5 protein-coding genes and 2 pseudogenes are annotated in these 17,284 nt (G+C 63.9%); 5 read left to right on the top strand and 2 right to left on the bottom strand.

Annotated elements, in window-relative coordinates; genetic code table 11:
• Window positions 1–29: 29 nt before the first annotated feature.
• Window positions 30–854, top strand: a pseudogene (locus GO999_RS12390) (IS5 family transposase).
• A gap of 147 nt (window positions 855–1,001) precedes the next feature.
• Window positions 1,002–2,336 carry an IS4-like element ISRso13 family transposase gene (locus GO999_RS12385; RefSeq protein WP_211906276.1) on the top strand — a complete coding sequence of 445 codons (1,335 nt, stop codon included), beginning with the start codon at window positions 1,002–1,004 and terminating at the stop codon, window positions 2,334–2,336.
• A gap of 115 nt (window positions 2,337–2,451) precedes the next feature.
• Here the strand turns inward: GO999_RS12385 and GO999_RS12380 are convergent, their stop codons facing one another.
• Window positions 2,452–2,919: a hypothetical protein gene (locus GO999_RS12380; RefSeq protein WP_249215031.1), complete on the bottom strand. Its 468-nt coding sequence runs from the start codon at window positions 2,917–2,919 to the stop codon at window positions 2,452–2,454.
• Between the two features lie 613 nt (window positions 2,920–3,532).
• Between GO999_RS12380 and GO999_RS12375 the strand changes: the two are divergent.
• Window positions 3,533–4,320: pseudogene (locus GO999_RS12375) on the top strand (IS5 family transposase).
• Window positions 4,321–4,344: 24 nt separating this feature from the next.
• Here GO999_RS12375 and GO999_RS12370 read toward each other — a convergent pair.
• Window positions 4,345–5,295, bottom strand: a complete 951-nt coding sequence (locus GO999_RS12370) for a COG2958 family protein (protein ID WP_211906275.1) — start codon at window positions 5,293–5,295, stop codon at window positions 4,345–4,347.
• A gap of 375 nt (window positions 5,296–5,670) precedes the next feature.
• Between GO999_RS12370 and GO999_RS12365 the strand changes: the two genes are divergently transcribed.
• Together GO999_RS12365 and GO999_RS12360 are read left to right on the top strand one after the other, a co-directional pair.
• The gene (locus GO999_RS12365) at window positions 5,671–16,428 is read left to right on the top strand and encodes a hemagglutinin repeat-containing protein (RefSeq protein WP_249215030.1); all 10,758 of its coding nucleotides are present in this window, start codon (window positions 5,671–5,673) and stop codon (window positions 16,426–16,428) included.
• Window positions 16,428–17,246: an Imm49 family immunity protein gene (locus GO999_RS12360; RefSeq protein ID WP_071615550.1), complete on the top strand. Its 819-nt coding sequence runs from the start codon at window positions 16,428–16,430 to the stop codon at window positions 17,244–17,246. Before GO999_RS12365 ends, GO999_RS12360 begins: the two co-directional genes overlap by 1 nt.
• Window positions 17,247–17,284: the final 38 nt, after the last annotated feature.

Genomic DNA, 17,284 nt, shown 5'->3' with positions numbered 1-17,284 from the left:
ATTCCCCGCGAGGGTGATGTAAAGGCGGGATGTGGAAAAAAGAACATCGAGAACGCGAGGCGAAGCTGGCTGGCAAGACCAAGCGTTACCGCAGCGACATGACGGACGTCGAATAGGCCGCTGTGCAGCCGCTGCTGCCACGCGCGGCCCTGCGTGGCCGGCGCCGGGAGTGCGACCTGCGGGAGGTGGTGAACGCCCTGCGCTATCTGGTGCGGGCGGGTTGCGGCTGGCGCATGCTGCCTCACGACTTCCCGCCGTGGCAAACCGTGTATTGGTGGTTTCGTCGGCTCATGCGCCGCTTCCTGTTCCGCACGCTGCACGACGTGGTGCTGATGCTGGATAGGGCGTTGGCTGGGCGGCAGCCGTGCCCGAGTGCGGGCGTCATCGACAGCCAGACAGTCAAAGCGCCCTCGGCCGACAAGCGTGGCTACGATGCGGCCAAGAAAATCGTCGGGCGCAAACGGCATATCGCGGTGGACACGGATGGGAGGCTGCTGATGGTGAACCTGACGCCAGCGGACATTGCCGACAGCACGGGGGCGCTGGCGGTGCTGGAGGCGATGAAGAAACGTTGGCCGGGCGTGAAACACCTGTTTGCCGATGGCGCATACGACCGTACAACGCTGACGGACAAGGCCGCAACCCTCGACTTCGTGGTTGAGGTGGTGCGCCGCCACGAGCAGCAAACGGGCTTTGCCGTTCTGCCGTGCCGCTGGGTGGTTGAGCTCATCTTTGGGTGGATGGTTCGCTGGCGTCGGCTCGTACGCGACTACAAGCAGCGCGCGGACGTCTCGGAGGCCATGATTCATATCGCGATGAGCGGCTTGCTACTGCGCAGAATCGCTCATCCTTGAATTTCCAAACGGGCTCTAAGACCCACCCCTTTCAAGGTCTTGTCGCACAGAAGTGCCGTATTCTTCCGCTCGCCTTGAGGAAACGGGAGAGAGGAAATCTGGCAAGCCGTTGTAGAGCGATTTGAGGAGCATGCGCCGGCGAGCGTGATGGCGCGTCTGGCGCTGGAGCGGGCGTTGCCGGCTACGTGGGTGGACGAGGTATTCGAAGTGCATCGAAATCGCCAGTACCCGCGAGAGCTGATGTTCTCCACCATCGTGGAGCTGATGACGTTGGTGACCCTGGGGCTGCGTCCTTCGTTACATGCGGCCGCGCGCAAGATGGGCAATCTGCCGGTGTCAATGGCAGCGCTGTACGACAAGCTCAACCGCACAGAGCCAGCGATTCTGCGAGGCTTGGTACGCGGCAGCGCACAGCGTTTGGCGCAGGTGGCGGTGCACCTGGATGAGCGCACCAGCCTGCCGGGCTGGCAGTTGCGCATCGTAGACGGCAACCATCTACCGGCCAGCGAGAAGCGGCTGGGGCCGCTACGCGGCTATCGTGGCGCCGCGCTGCCTGGGCACAGCTTGGTGGTCTACGACCCGGATCTGGGCTTGGTGTGCGATGTGGTGGCCTGCGAGGATGCGTACGGAAGCGAGCGAGCCGGCATGCAGCCCTTGCTCGACAGTGCCCAAGCCGGGCAATTGTGGATAGCGGATCGGCACTTCTGCACCCACACCATCATGCAAGGCTGGAGTCGGGCGGGAGCGGAATTCATCGTGCGCGAGCATGCGCGCCACCCGCGACTAAGCCGGCATGGCTGCTGGAGTGGGTACAAGCGTATCGACACGGGCCGCGTGCGCGAGCAGGCCATCGAAGTGCGAGTCGTTCACGATGACGAGTGCCAAGCCAGGCCGCCAAGTTGGCGCCGCATCGAGATCGAACTGGACACGCCTACCGAGGCCGGCGAAACCGTGATCGGGCTGTGGAGCAATCTGCCTGCCCAGGTCGATGCGGCAACGATCGCTGCGCTGTACCGCAAGCGCTGGCGCATCGAGAGCATGTTCCAGCGCCTGGAGTCGGTGCTGCACAGCGAGATCAAGAGTCTGGGGCATCCCCGAGCGGCTTTACTGGGCTTCACGGTGGCGGTGCTGGCCTATAACGTCGTGTCACTGCTGCAGCGTGCCGTCGAGCAGGCGCACCATGAATCGGCGCCGCAGTTGGAGGTCTCCAGCTATCACCTGGCCGAGCACATCAAAAGCGGCTATGAGGGCATGCTGATCGCTTTGCCAGCCGAGCACTGGCCCAGTGCGGCCGAAGCGTCTGCGCAGTCGCTGGCTCAAAGGCTGTTGCACTTGGCGCGGCGCATCTCACCCACTCAAGTGGCCACGAGCAAACGCGGCCCCAAGCTCGACAAGCCCACGGGCTATGTGGACGGCAGCATCGCCCGAGCCCATGTCTGCACTGCCCGCGTACTCAAAAAGGCCCGGGCGACAAGACCTTGAAAGGGGTGGCTCTAAGACCCGTCGTTAAACGAAACTTGCAGGTGCTAACGTCTGCGCATTGGATGGCGGCAGAGAGGGCCACCCAACAGTGGTGGCCCTCTATTCCTGGAGCGCGTTAATGGGCCGCTGCTGCATCAAAACTCAGTTCGCCCAGTTTTTGCGCCGCAGTCTCAATCCCAAACAAGGGAATGCTGTAGTGGTACGCCACAGGCAGTTGCTGGCCGTTAATCAGTGCAACGGCCCTGATTTCATCCTTGAGCATCATGGCGGCCGGCCCCGCCAGGAGCGAAACGGACCGCATCAAAAGGCTGCGTTCGGAGTAACCTCGGATCGTCAGGGTCATGTGCCTGTCATTGGCGATCGGGATCCCCGCCTTAACCGCTGCTGCCGTGTAGCTGGTGCGGATCAATTCCGGAACCGAAGGGCGTACCTCGCAGTCCCCACAATCGACTAGGACCGTGATATCCGGCACGCTCGTCGGGCGTGCCTGTGCGGTTGTTGGGCCTTTTTCGGCAGCGCAGCCGGCCAAGAGCGTGGCGACGGCCACCGAACCCAGTACTGCCGGTCGAATGAAGCCTTTCATGATATTCCCCCGAGATTGTTGTGTTTCCGCTTATGTTGATGTCGCCGGTGCTTTGCCCGGTCAGTAAGTGTTGGGCACCGCGACCGCCGCCCCATCCGTAGTGATGAAATCGTGGCCGGACTGTGGCGGGCCGGATTCCGTGGGAAATAGCGAACGCGGGCAACCCGACTATCGTAAGGGGCGCGTCGTTCACTGCGGTTCAGCAGCGTTAAGAAGAGTAAAAACGATAGGTTCCGATGGCGTCTGGGCTTATCGGTTCGGGCGCTGTCGTAAACAGCGCCGCATTTTTTACCGCCCTGAACGCTGCTGAACCGTGGTGAACGGACGGCGCTTTTACGATGCCTGCATCATCCCGACGCACTGAACAGGAGTGACATCATGCGGTGGAACCACTCCCGGCGGTCGGCCCTCTGCCTGGCGATGGCCTTACAGGCAAGCGCATTCGCACAAGCACAAGCGAAAGCAGGTAAATGGGAGCTGTCGGGCACGTTCAAGGGTGTGCCTTTCAGGCGCGACGCTCGGATCTATTCCTGAGAGCCCGTTTGAAAATTCCCCGCGAGCGTGATGTAAAGGCGGGATGTGAAAAAAAGAACATCGAGAACGCGAGGCGAAGCTGGGTCGCAAGACCAAGCGTTACCCGAGCGACCTGACGGATATCGAATGGGCCGCTGTGCAGCCGCTGCTGCCACGCGCGGCCGTGCGAGGCCGGCGTCGGGAGTGCGACTTGAGGGAGGTGGTCAACGCCTTGCGCTATCTGGTGCGAGCGGGCTGCGGTTGGCGCATGCTGCCGCACGACTTCCCGCCTTGGCAAACCGTGTATTGGTGGTTTCGTCGGCTCATGCGTCGCTTCCTGTTCCGCACGCTGCATGACGTGGTGCTGATGTTGGACCGGGAGTTGGCTGGGCGGCAGCCGTGCCCAAGTGCGGGCGTCATCGACAGCCAGACAGTCAAAGCGCCCTCGGCCGACAAGCGTGGCTACGACGCGGCCAAGAAAATCGTCGGGCGCAAGCGGCATATCGCGGTGGACACGGATGGACGGCTGCTGATGGTGAACCTGACACCGGCGGACATTGCCGATAGCACGGGGCGCTGGCGGTACTGGAGGCGGTGAAGAAACGTTGGCCGGGCTTGAAACACCTGCTTGCCGATGGCGCGTACGACCGTACAACGCTGATGGACAAGGCCGCAACCCTCGACTGCGTGGTTGAGGTGGCACGCCGTCACGAGCAGCACACGGGCCTTGCCGTCCTGCCGCGCTGCTGAGTGGTTGAGCGCACCTTTGGGTGGATGGTTCGCTGGCGTCGGCTCGTACGCGACTACAAGCAGCGCGCGGACGTCTCGGAGGCCATGATTCATATCGCGATGAGCGGCTTGCTACTGCGCAGAATCGCTCATCCTTGAATTTCCAAACGGGCTCTAAGGTGGTCAGAAGTCCAGCGGCGCCATCGGGACATCCCAGTCCGAGGCGCGCGCCTCGCTCGTCTGGTACAGCTGCTTGACGAGCTTGATGTAGTCCAGGAAATCCTTGTTTTCGGCCGCCAGCCGGTTGGCCGACTCCCAATCGATCTCGGCTCGCTCGCGTGCCGGGATGAGAATCTCGCTTTCGGATGGGTTCGTGGTGTCCAGCCGGATGAGCCCGATGCCGTGCACGCCTGACAGCATCCGCAATTCCTTCATCGTGTCGGCCTGCACTTCGCCCGCAACGAGGTAACCGAAGTTGGCCCAGGACGAGTTCGACACCGCCTGGAAGAAATGTTCCCGCACGTTCGAGCGGTTGAGCAGCAGCTTGACCTCGAAGGACCACAGCTTGGTCCGCTGGCCCGCGTACTGTTTGACGCAATCTTGGACTTCGCGGTGCCATTCTCGGCCCAAGTCCTCCATGCCGACCAAGTCCGGGAACAGCCAGCGGTTGCCATTGGAGCCGCGCTTGTTGGACGAGCGTTTCTCATCGATGCGCTTGGTGTAGATGTCCAGCTCTTCCCAGAGGTACCGGGCCAGCAGGGGGTAGAGCGCATGTTCGCCTTTTAAGCCAGGCTCTGCCGCAGTGGTGGCGATCTCGGCATCCTCGGCCAGCATCACCTCGTCGGCATCGGACTGCTCGGAGTGGTAGTACCGGCGCGGGCGCCCCTCGGTGATTTTCAATTCGGGATGCTTCTTCTGCAGCTGTGGCCGTTGTGAGCCGATTTCAGCTGCCAGTTGCTGCAGGAGTGCTGCGTCCGTTGCCAGCGCCTGGCTGCGCGCTTTCTTTGCCTGGCACTCGGCGGGGAAGGTCTCGAACACCCATTCGGCGATTTGCCGCGCGGTGAACTTCTCCCCACTGTGGGCCTGCAGGAAGGCAAGAACCGTCTTGCCCAGGTTCAGCTTGTCGCTTGCCACATCAAATCCTGTTCTGCGATGGCGGCGACAGCATCGTGTCGCCATTGAGAAATGGGCCGTGCCGGATGGCCCCTCGCCGTCGGCGAGCGGCCGCGATGGTATCCGGTTTCGCTTGCCGTAGTCTTGCCCCGCAAAGCGAATCAAAAGGGCAATGACTGGCCTGGCTCAAGAGCAAGCCAGGGTGTAACCCACCTAGCGCGGGAAACTTCCCGGGTGAATCTAGTTGTGTGAGTTTTGTTGAGAATTGGATGGGGTTGCGACTGATTTCCGCAACGTTGCCGCACAGATACCTCATATTGAGTAGTAATCACCACTTTGTGAAGCTGTTTTCGCTTAGAATCCGGGCCTCGTAAAAATTACAAAATCCGGGTTGTCATGAACGCGAAGTGCTATCGAACCGTTTTCAACGCTGTACGCGGCATGTTGGTTGCCGTAGAGGAATCGGCGAGAAGCACAGGCAAGGGGCGTCAGACCGGCGGGCAAGCCGGCATGTCGGCCGCATCGACCTCCACCGCCGCGCGCTTCGCCGTGCTGCCGGTGGTGTTCGGGGCATGGTGCGTATTGGGCATGTCCTATACCGTGCAGGCCCAGGTTGTCGCGGCCCCGGGGTCGGGCGCCCATGTCATCCAGACGCAGAGTGGATTGCAGCAAGTCAACATCGCACGTCCGAACGGAAGCGGTGTTTCGCTCAATACCTATACGCAGTTCAACGTTCCCGGTCAGGGCACCCTCCTCAACAACGCCCCCGGCATCACGCAAACGCAGCAGGCCGGCTACATCAACGGCAACCCGAACCTGCTGCCCGGCGGTTCGGCGCGCATCATCGTCAACCAGGTCACCAGCACGTCGCCGAGTACCCTGCAGGGGTATCTGGAGGTGGCCGGACCGCGTGCGGAAGTGGTGATCGCCAACCCGAACGGCATCCTGGTCAACAGCGGGGGCTTCATCAATACGAGCCGGGCGACGTTGACGACCGGGGTGCCCGTTTTCGGCGGTAGCGGCAGCCTCGATGCCTACCGCGTGACCGGGGGCCAGATCACGGTGCAGGGCGCGGGCCTGAACGCCAGCAACGTCGACCAGGTGGACCTGATTGCGCGGGCGGTGTCGGTCAACGCTTCCGTGTACGCCAACCAGCTCAACGTGGTGGCTGGCGCGAACCAGGTCGACCGTAGCACCCTCGGCGCGACGCCGATTGCCGGGGACGGCGCCGCGCCCGCCAACGGCATCGACGTGAGCCAGCTGGGCGGCATGTATGCCAACAAGATTCTGCTGGCCTCGACCGAGAAAGGTGTTGGGGTTTCCCTGCGCGGCGTGGCGGCGGCCCAGGCGGGTGATCTGACGCTGACGTCGCAGGGCAAACTGGTGCTCGCCGGCCAGACCAACGCGAGCGGCAACCTGTCCGTGTCCGCCCAGGGCGGCATCGATAACACCGGCACCACCTACGGCCGGCAATCCGCCTCCCTCAGCACGTCCGGTGACCTGACGAACAGCGGCACGCTCGCCGCGCAGCAGAACCTGAGCCTCAACGCGAACCACGTCACCTCCAGCGGGACGCTGGGTGCCGGCGTCAACAGCGACGGCTCGCTCGCGCATGCGGGCGACCTCTCCGTGGTTGCCGGAGGATCGATGTCCGCGACCGGCCAGAACGTGGCTGGTGGCAATGCGACCCTGCAGGGTGCGAGCGTCAATCTTGCCGGCAGCCAGACCTCGGCCAACGGCAACCTCAGTCTGAACGCCCAGACCGGCAATCTGGATCTGACCGGTGCGACAGCGAGCGCGGGCGGGGCGCTGAGCGCCAACGCCCAGGGCGCGCTGATCAACGACCGTGGCCATCTCGCCAGCCAGGGCGCCACAGCCATCACGGCCGGCAGTCTGTCCAACCAGGGCGGGCAGGTCGTCTCGCAGAATGCGCTGTCGGCCAACATCGCGGGCGTGCTCGCCAACCAGGGCGGCACATTGCAAGCGGCCGGAGCGCTCAATGCCAACGCGGGCAGCCTGGACAACACGGCGGGCCACATCGCCTCGCTCAATGCTGACGGTCTGAACCTCACCACGACCGGGCGGCTCACCAACGCCCAGGGCGGCACGATTGGCGGCAACGGCAATGTGACCGTGCAGGCCGGCCAACTGAGCAACGCCGGCACCATCAGTGCCGTGCAGAACCTGGGCGTTAGCACGGCGCAGACCCTGACCAATGCCGGCACGCTCGCCGCCAACGGCAATACCACGGTCTCCGCCGGGACGACGCTGACCAACGCGGGCGGCACGATTGCATCCGGCCAGCGGACAAGTGTTTCCGCCGCGACGCTCGACAACAGCGCGGGGACCCTCACCGGCAACCAGCTTGCGCTGGCCGCGGCCAACCTGATCAACCGCAACGGCAGCATCACGCAGTCCGGAACGGGGCCGATCACGATCGGAGTGTCCGGCACGCTCGACAACACCAACGGTTCCATCCAGACCAACAGCGCGGACCTGACGCTCGCACCGGCGACGCTGATCAACGACCACGGCACGATCACCGATGCCGGCACGGGCACGCTGTCGGTAACGGCCGCAAGCCTGTCCAACACCGGCGGCACGATCGCAACGAACGGCGCGCTGGACGTCCAGGCCGGCGCCGTGTCGAACCAGGGCGGCAAGCTGTCGGCGCAATCGCAGGCCACACTCAACGTCGCATCGCTCGACAACAGCGCGGGCGGCTACGTGGGCGCGCAAGGTGTCGCCATCACGGACCAGGGCGCGCTGAACAACGCGGGCGGTACCGTCGCGGCAAGCGGCGCGCTGACCGTATCGGCGGGTTCCATCGTCAATGCCGGCGGGGCCATCAAGAACGCCGGCACCCAGGCAACCCGCGTGAGTGCAACCCAAGCGCTCTCCAACACCCGGGGCGGCCTGATCGGCGGCAATGGCGAGGTGTCGGTGTCGGGCGGCAGCGTGGACAACTCGGGTGGAACCGTTGCCGCAGGCGGTGCCGTCACCGTGCAGTCCGGCAGTACCCTGGGCAACGCGGCAGGGCTGATCCAGGCCAAGGGCAACGCCTCGGTCACAGCGGCGGGCGCCATCACGAACACCGGTGGCCAGATCGAAGCGGACGGTGCGTCGGCAACGCTCCAGGTCACGGGCGCGAGCCTCGACAACACGAACGGCCGGATCGCCAACGCAGGCAGCGGCGCGACCACGGTCGGCGCGGCCTCGATCACCAATGCCAACACCGGCGGCGTTGCCGGGGCGGGCACCATCGGCGGCAACGGCGATGTGACGGTCTCCGGGCGGGCGTTGTCGAACACCCAAGGCGGGCAGATTGTTGCCGGCCACAATCTGACGCTCGCGACGGCGCAGTCTGTGAATAACAGCACGGGCTCGTTATCGGCCGCCAACAATCTGACGCTTGACCAGTCGGGTGCCGCTGTTATCAACCAGGGGGGCTCGATGCGCGGCAACGGCGCGGTGAGCCTCAATGTCGCCTCGCTCGACAACACCGCGGGCAAGATCGGAAACGACGCCGGCAGCGGCGGCAGTGTCGCGATGACGACCGGTTCGCTGGCGAACCAGGGCGGCGCCATCGGCAGCGACCGGAACCTGAGTGTCACGACCGGGCAACTGAGCGGCGACGGCAAGATCATTGCCGGTGGCGATGGCGCCATTACGATCAACGGTAACTACACCCACTCGGCCGCCAGCCAGATCCAGGCCAACCACAACCTGACCTTCACCACCACCGGCACCCTGACCAACCAGGGCACGCTGGCCGCCGTCAATGCGCTGACGGTCAATGCGGCGAGCGTCGACAACCGCGCCGGAGCCGACCTGAACTCGGCGTCCACCGCGGTCAACGCCGGCGGCGCGATCACCAACGCCGGCCGGATCGAAGGCGACACGGTCTCCACGCAAAGCGGGTCGTTCGCCAATACGGGCACCGTGATCGGCAACAACGTGACGCTGAACGCCCGAGCCATCAGCAACACGGGGGCGTCGGCGGCGCTGGCCGCGGCGACGCAATTGAACCTGTACGCGTCCGACAGCCTGTCCAACACGGGCGGCGCGACGATCTTCAGCCTGGGCGACATCAACATCGCCGCCAACGCAGCGCGCGATGGCAGCGGCCTGCTGGCCAACCGTTCGAACCTGGTCAACAACGATCAGTCGACCATCGAAGCGCAGGGCAACCTGGAGATCGCCACCCAGACGCTGAACAACACGCGGCCGGAGCCGATCGTGCAGACCGTGACGACGGGCACCAGCACGGCGCACGAAACCAAGCGCGGCAAGTACATCGCCTGCGCGACCATGAACGCCGCGCCGCACGGCGGCTGCACGCAGGCGGTCTGGAACAGCGGCTACAAGACGCCGATCGATGCGACCTTCTCCACGTCGCAGATCGTGTCGCAGACGTCGGGGCCGAATCCGGTCGACAACGTGCTGGTGGTCAACGTCAACGGCCAGAACCAGACGATCTACTACAACGCGGTCACCAACAACGGCAACGGCACGGTGAGCGTCAACTACTGGGACGCCTACGACCCGCATACCAACTACGTGCCCTCCACGGAGTATGCGACGCGCAGTGACGGCCACAACGGCTACCAGCGTGTCGAAATCGCCCGCGACACGACCACCACGACCCAGCAGGACCAGGTGAGCGGCGGCAGCGCACCGCAGGCCCAACTGCTGTCCGGCCGCAACATGACGCTGGCCAACGTTGGCACCATCAACAACAACTACAGCGCCATCGCGGCCGGCGGCTCGATCAAGATCGGCAGTTCGCAGCAAGGCGGCGCGGTCGGCAGCGGCAACTACGGCGGCACCACGGTCAACAACGTCGGGCGGACGCTTTATCAGTACCAGACCCGGAACATCGTCTCGACCTATGCATGGAACGAGGGGACGAACCAGGATGTCGGCACAGTGGCACAAGCGCCAGTGGTGGCGGCACCGGTGGCGATCGGCGGCACGGGCGGCACCCTCATTGCCAACAACGCAATCCAGATCAACGCGACGAACCTGAACAACACCAACGTGGCCGCCGCCAGCTCCGCGACCGGGGCGACGGGCGGCACGCTGGGCGCGAACCAGTCCGCTGCCGGCGTTGCCACCTCCGGTCAGCAGACGGTGGGGGCGGCCAGTGCCCAGCAGCCCGCCGTGAATGCGCCCCAGTCGGTGGCCGGCAGCAACGGCGCGCTCAACATCAGCCTGCCGACCAGCGGCCTGTTCTCGTTCCGCACGGCGCCCGGCCAGCCCTACCTGATCGCCACCGACCCGCGCCTGACCAGCTATACCAAGTTCATCTCCAGCGACTACATGCTGAGCGCGCTGAACCTGAACCCGCAGCAGGTCCAGAAGCGCCTGGGCGACGGCTTCTACGAAGAGAAGCTGGTGCGCGACCAGATCACGCAGCTCACCGGGCGCGTCTATCTGCAGGGCTACGGCAACAACGAAGACCAGTACCGCGCGCTGATGGCCTCGGGCGTCAACGCGGCCAAGCAGTTCAGCCTGGTGCCGGGCATCGCACTGACGGCGGCCCAGATGGACGCCCTGACCAGCGACATCGTCTGGCTGGTCAGCCAGACCGTGAAGCTGCCGGACGGCTCCACGCAGCAGGTGCTGGCGCCGGTCGTCTATCTGGCACATACGCACGCGAACGATCTGCAGCCCACCGGCGCGCTGATTGCCGCCGATGATGTACAGATCCATGCCGTAGGCAGCGCGACCAACTCGGGCGTGATCAAGGGTGGCACGCAGACGGTCATCACGGCCACGGACATCGTCAACCGGGGCGGCACCATCTCGAGCGACAAGGCCCACGGCACGACGGTGGTCTCCGCCACCCATGACATCCTCAATGCGTCGGGCGAGATCAGCGGCAACCGGGTGGCAGCGCAGGCCGGCCACGACATCGTCAACACGACGCTGGTGGATACCGTCGGCGCGACGGCGGTCGCCGGCAACAGTCGCGCAAACGTAACGCTGGTCGGCCGTCAGGGTTCGATTGCCTCGACGGGCGATCTGCTGGTGCGGGCGGGCAACGATCTGACCGTGCACGGGGCCAACATCACCGCCGGCGGCAACGCCCAGGTGACGGCGGGGCATGACATCCTGGTCGATGCGGTGCAGTCGACCACGTCGCAGTCGGTCACCAAGAACAGCCAGCATCATTGGGAAGCTGACAGCACGACCCACCAGGGCAGCACGATCTCGGCGGGCGGCAGCCTGGCCATGCAGAGCGGCAATGACACCACCTTCAAGGGGGCGAAGGTCAGTGCCGGGCAGGATCTTGTCGTCGTCGCCGGCGGCGATCTGACGGCAACAACGGTCACTGACACGTCGAAGTACAACAACGTTGCGGCAGACGACAAAGCACGGAAAGAGTCCAGCCGGACCTACGACGAGACGGTCGTCGGGACCACCTTCACCGCAGGCCGCGACGCCACCTTCGCCGCCGTGAACGCGAACGCAGGCGGGCAGGCGCGGACCGACGGCAAGGGGAATGTGACCTTCATCGGTTCATCGGTCACGGCAGGCACCGCGCAGCAGGACAGCACACCCGCGGCTGCCGCTGCAGGTAACCCCGAGCACATGAGCATCGGCCGTATCGATCCGACGGGCTCCAAGTCCACTGCATCGACCAAGGCGGGCGGCGTCACCATCGTGGCCGACCGCAATGTGACCCTCGCCGAGGCGCGCGAGGTGCATGACAGTACCCGGTCCGTGTCCAGCGCGAGCGGGAGCCTGTTGTCGTCCAAGTCGGCCTCGTCCAGCGACGCGATGCACCTGGACGTGGGGGCGGGGAGTTCAGTCTCGGGCAATTCCGTACGCGTGCAGGCCGGCAATGACCTGACCGTGCGCAACAGTGCCGTGGTGGGCTCGGACGATGTCAGCCTGAACGCCGTGGGCGGCAATGTGCTCATCACGGCCGGCCAGAACGTCCGTGACGAATCGCACAGCTTCGAGCAAAAGCAGTCGGGCTTCTCCGGCACCGGGGGGATCGGGATCGCCTACGGCCACAGCGGCGCCAACGGCCGTTCCGAACTGCACGAGGTCACGCAGAGCGATGCGCGCAGCACGGTCGGCAGCACCGGCGGCAACGTGTCGATCTCGGCCGGCAAGGACGCGGCCATCATCGGCAGCGATGTGATGGCGGGCTCGGCTGGCGGCGCCACCGGCAACATCGATGTGCGCGCGCAGAACATCCGGATCGAAGCGGGGCAGGATCACGCGTGGTCGAGCTCGTCCCAGGAGGCGCACAGCAGCGGCATTTCCGTCGGGCTGGTGGGCACGCCGCTGGACACCTTGCGCAACCAGCGCGAGGCGCAGCGTGATCCCAGCAAGGTCAACCGCGTGCGCAACTCGCTCAATGAGGTGGGCGCGGGGGCGCTGGATACGCCGCAACTGGCGATCGGGTTCAACGCCCGCGGCAGCAGCAGCCGGACGTCGAGCGAATCGCTGACGCACAGCGCCAGCCAACTGACCGCATCGGGCGACATCCGCCTGCGCGCCACGGGCAACGGCGCCACCGATGCCAACGGCCGCGCCGCCAGCGGCGACATCACCATCACCGGCAGCACCCTGAGCGCCGGCGGCACAGCAGCGCTGGATGCGCAGCGCAGTGTCGTGCTTCAGGCGTCCACCGACACCTACCAGGAGTCGAGTTCGGCCAGCAGCTCCGGCTCGCACTTCAGCACGGCCGGCCCCTCCTGGGGCGATCTTGGCCGCAATGTCGGTGGCGGGCCGAACAGCAGCGGGGTGGGGCTTGCACCCTACGGCTCCGCTCACAGTGCGGACAACGCCGCCGGCAACAGCAGCCGCCAGAACGCGTCGGTCGTGATCGGCAAGAGCGTGCAGGTGCAGGCGCGCACGGGCGACATCACCGTCGCGGGCAGTGGCATTTCGGCGCTGTCGGATGTGGACCTGCTGGCCAGGCAGGGCAAGGTCGACATCGTGGCGGGCAACGACACCTCCAGTCGCCACGAGGACCATTCCGACCGCACGATCGGAGATCTGGGCGGCAACGGTTACTCCGGCACGGTGGGCGTGCGCAGCGCCAGCAGCACGTTGGACACGGCCAAGAGCCAACAGAGCACGATCCGCAGCCAGGTAAGCAGCGCGGCGGGCAACGTCACCATCGCCGCGCGAGACGACGTAACGGTGCACGGTGCCGATGTGTCGGCCGGTGGGGACCTCAAGGTGACCGGCCGCAACGTGCTGCTCGATGCGGGGCAGGACGCTGAGCGCAGCCGGCAGACGGAATCGTCGAGCCAGTACGGCGTGACGCTGGCGATGTCGGGCTATGCGGTGAGCATCGCGCAGTCGGTGGAGCAGGCAGGGCGGGCTGTCGAGCAGCACAAGGATCCGCGCGTCGCGGCGCTGTATCTGGCGCAGGCGGCGTTGATGGGTTACAACGCTGCGGGGAATCCAGGTCTGAACTCCCAGAACGGATCTGCCATCCAGGTGCAGGCAGCGGCGCAGCCGCAAGCGCAGTCGTCCGCCATCGTCAAGGCCACGCTCAGCATCGGCGGCGGGTCGTCATCGAGCGAGTCGAACGCGAACGCCACGGTCAACCAGGGCAGCACGCTGCGCGCGGGGCAGAACGTGACCATCACGGCGACGGGTAAGGACGCGTCGGGCAAGGTGGTGGACGGCGACATCGTGGCGCGCGGCTCCAGCATCTCGGGGCGTAACGTCTCGCTCGATGCGGCACGCGATATCACCCTGGAAAGCCGTCAGGACAACACGCACCAGGACAGCAAGAGCGGCGGCTCGAATGCGAGCATCGGCGTGGGCGTGGCCCTGGGCGGCAACCAGACCGGTTTCACGCTGGAGCTGGCCGCGGGCTTCAACCGGGCGCATGCGGACGGGGATGCGGTCACACACGTGAACTCGTCGGTGAACGCCGCCGACACGCTGACGCTCAACGCTGGTCGGGATGCGAACCTGCGTGGTGCGCAAGCGTCGGGCAGCACGGTGAACGCCACGGTGGGCCGCAACCTGAACGTGGAGAGCCGACAGGACACGGACAACTACGCCAGCCGTTCGGAGAGCGGCGGCGCGCAGGTGAGTCTGTGCTTTCCGCCGTTCTGTTACGGGTCGACCTTCAGCGGCAACGCGAACGTCGCGGAGGGCAAGACCGACAGCACGTATGCGTCGGTGGTGCATCAGAGCGGTATCGCGGCGGGCACGGGCGGCTACAACATCAACGTGAAGGGCAACACGGATCTGGTGGGCGGGGTGATCTCGTCCACGGCGGCACCGAGCAAGAACGTGCTGCGCACGGGCACGCTGACCACGCGGGACGTGGAGAACCACGCGGCGTACTCGAGCGAGCAGAGCAGCGTCAGCGTGAGCTACACCAGCGCCAATCCGCTCAACTCGGAGGCGGTGCCGACGCCGATGCAGCAGGGGGTGAGCAACCTGGCGAGCAATGCGGTCGGCAACGCGCAGGGACCGATCGCGGGGAATGCGTCGGGCACGACGCGCTCGGCCATCTCGGCGGGCACGGTCGTCATTACCGACAACGCTGGGCAGGTGGCGAAGACAGGCAAGGACGCGCAGGCCACGGTAGCGGGCTTGAACCGGGACACGGAGCACGCCAACGACGGGGCGATCGGGAAGATCTTTGATAAGCAGAAGGTTGAGGAGCAGCAGGAGATTGCGCGGTTGCAGGCGCAGGTGGTGCAGCAGGCGGCGCCGATCCTGTACAACAAGGTCGGTAGCATGCTGGAGGGGCAGCCTCCCGAGGTGAAGGTGGCGGTGCATGCGCTGGTCGGCGGGCTGATCAGCCGGGCGATGGGTGGGGAGTTTGTGGCCGGGGCGGCGGGCGCGGGTGCGGCGACGCTCATCATGGAGACGTTCGGGAAGGAGCTGGAGAGCAGCGATGCGCTGCGCAACCTGTCTGAAAAGGACCGCAAGGCACTGATGCAACTGGTGTCGGGTGCAATCGGTGGGGTTGTGGCGGGAGCGACCAGCGGGTCGGGTACAGCGGCTGCGGCGGGTGGGGCGACTTCGCAGATGGCGGAGCAGTTCAATCGGCAGTTGCATCAGGAGGAAACGAGCCTGATCGCAAAACTTGCCAAGGACAAGGCCCGACAAATTTGCGGCAGTGATACTGCTTGCATATCCCAAAAGACTACGGAGTGGTCTGATCTGCTGGAGCGCACCGCCAAGGGCATGGTAGACGACGGGGAGAATGCCAAGAATATGGCTTATCTCCAAGCCCTTTTGCAAACAGGCAGTATCCCCAATAGTGAAGGTTCGCGCGGCGGCATCGAGGCGTATCTCAAGAATTTGCAAACCGCGCAGGACATGCTTGTGCCCTATATGGGCAAGGCCATCATAGTCAACGGCGTGGCTGCTACTGCCGATGGCGCAGTACAGACCTATTTCAGTGCCACGCCTGCTCAGCGTGCAGATCCGAACGGCAACTATTTGCTGAACGTTCAGCCGCCAGCTCCTATTGTTCCGGGCATGGAGTTGCGCGATCAGAACCGCCTCGAACAATTCGCCACGCCCAACGGCTCGGCGCAGCCGGTTTATCCGGTGGAGGAATGGCTGATTGGGGGGCAAGTCGCCGGCAAACTTGCTGGCACGATAGGCCGTCTATTGGAGTCAGTGGACGTGGCCATGCTGGGCCGTGTTACCGCGTCACCAGGCGGTAACATTAGCGCACAGCAGATCACTCAGGAGGGCTTAGCCTTGCGCATGAGCACTGCCGATCGAGCGCTCCTATCTCAGATTGGCAATCTGCCGAGCAGCGCCTTGCAAGGGGATCTACGAGAATACGTGGCAAACAATTACTTCGTGCGCAACGGCTTTACGCCGATGTATGGTAAATGTGGTAGCGGGAATTGCTTTGATGGTGTTTATGTCAAGGGAGACGCCGTCTACATCAACGAGGTAAAGCCGCTAAATGCGAATGGATCGATACAGTTGAGCGGGCAGTCTGGGAGCCTGCCAACTCAGATGACTGATGCATGGGTTGACAATGCGATTAGTCGTCTCGCTAAGTCAGGCAACCCCGATGCTGTAAGGACGGCAGAAATTCTCCTTCAGGCGAAAAAAGATAATACGTTGGTGAAGATTGTAACTGGAGTCGACAGTAAGGGTATAACCGCAGTCAAATTGTCTGGAGGGAAGTGATGAATTCAATTGGTCGCGAGAAGAAATTAGAAAATTTGATAAATTTCTATGAGAGTCAATTGCCAGGATTGCTTTATGATATCCGCAGTCGACGAAAAAAAATTAGGGTGGGAACGGTTCTTGGATTTCTATCCAGTCATGCGAAAGTGATGGGTGCTAGCGCCTATTTCATAGAGCATGATGTTGAAAAATGCAAGCAGTATTATCACCTTGCTTCTAAACTCACGCTGGCAAGCGTCGGGCAAGATGGAGGGGCTGAATTCGAGGTTGGTGTAGACATTCTTGCCGCTTTGCTCTCGGATAGTCGCGAAGTCATTGAAGCAATCGCGAGCGTAGAGACTCCAGCACTGGTAAAAGAGCGCAGTAATCCTCTCAATAACCGGTTCCATGTCTACATGCTGCAACTGGCGATCCGCGGCGAGGACGAGGCTCTTCGTAGCATGGTGGAGAAGATTGCCAAACATGGCAGGAAACCTCTGCGAGAAGAATGCGCGGAAGAGAAGGACTTCTATTCGCTCCTGCTCAAGAGAGACAAAGTCGCCCTGGAAAAATTGATTCAGGAAAAGCATGCCCCAATAAAGAGCCATGATCCAATAGATGAGGATTTCATGTCTTACTTCGGAACCCTCGAAGCAAAGCTCTGTTGGTATCGAGGTATCCCAGTCGAGATCGATCATCCGTTGGTACCAATGGAGTTGATGCCGATCCGTCCGCTGGCGGCTTACGACGATGTGTACGATTTCCTCAAACCGGGATGGGTACCGCCGCCACAAGGGCTGATGGGTAAGCTGTCTAGGTGGATCGGCAAGCGAACTTGAACGCGTAGTCAGCATTCCTAAACGCGAATCGGCGGGCC

Origin of the sequence: Ralstonia nicotianae (assembly GCF_018243235.1) — a bacterium.
In the GTDB taxonomy this organism is placed as follows: domain Bacteria; phylum Pseudomonadota; class Gammaproteobacteria; order Burkholderiales; family Burkholderiaceae; genus Ralstonia; species Ralstonia nicotianae.
This window is presented reverse-complemented; position numbering and strand designations above follow the sequence as displayed.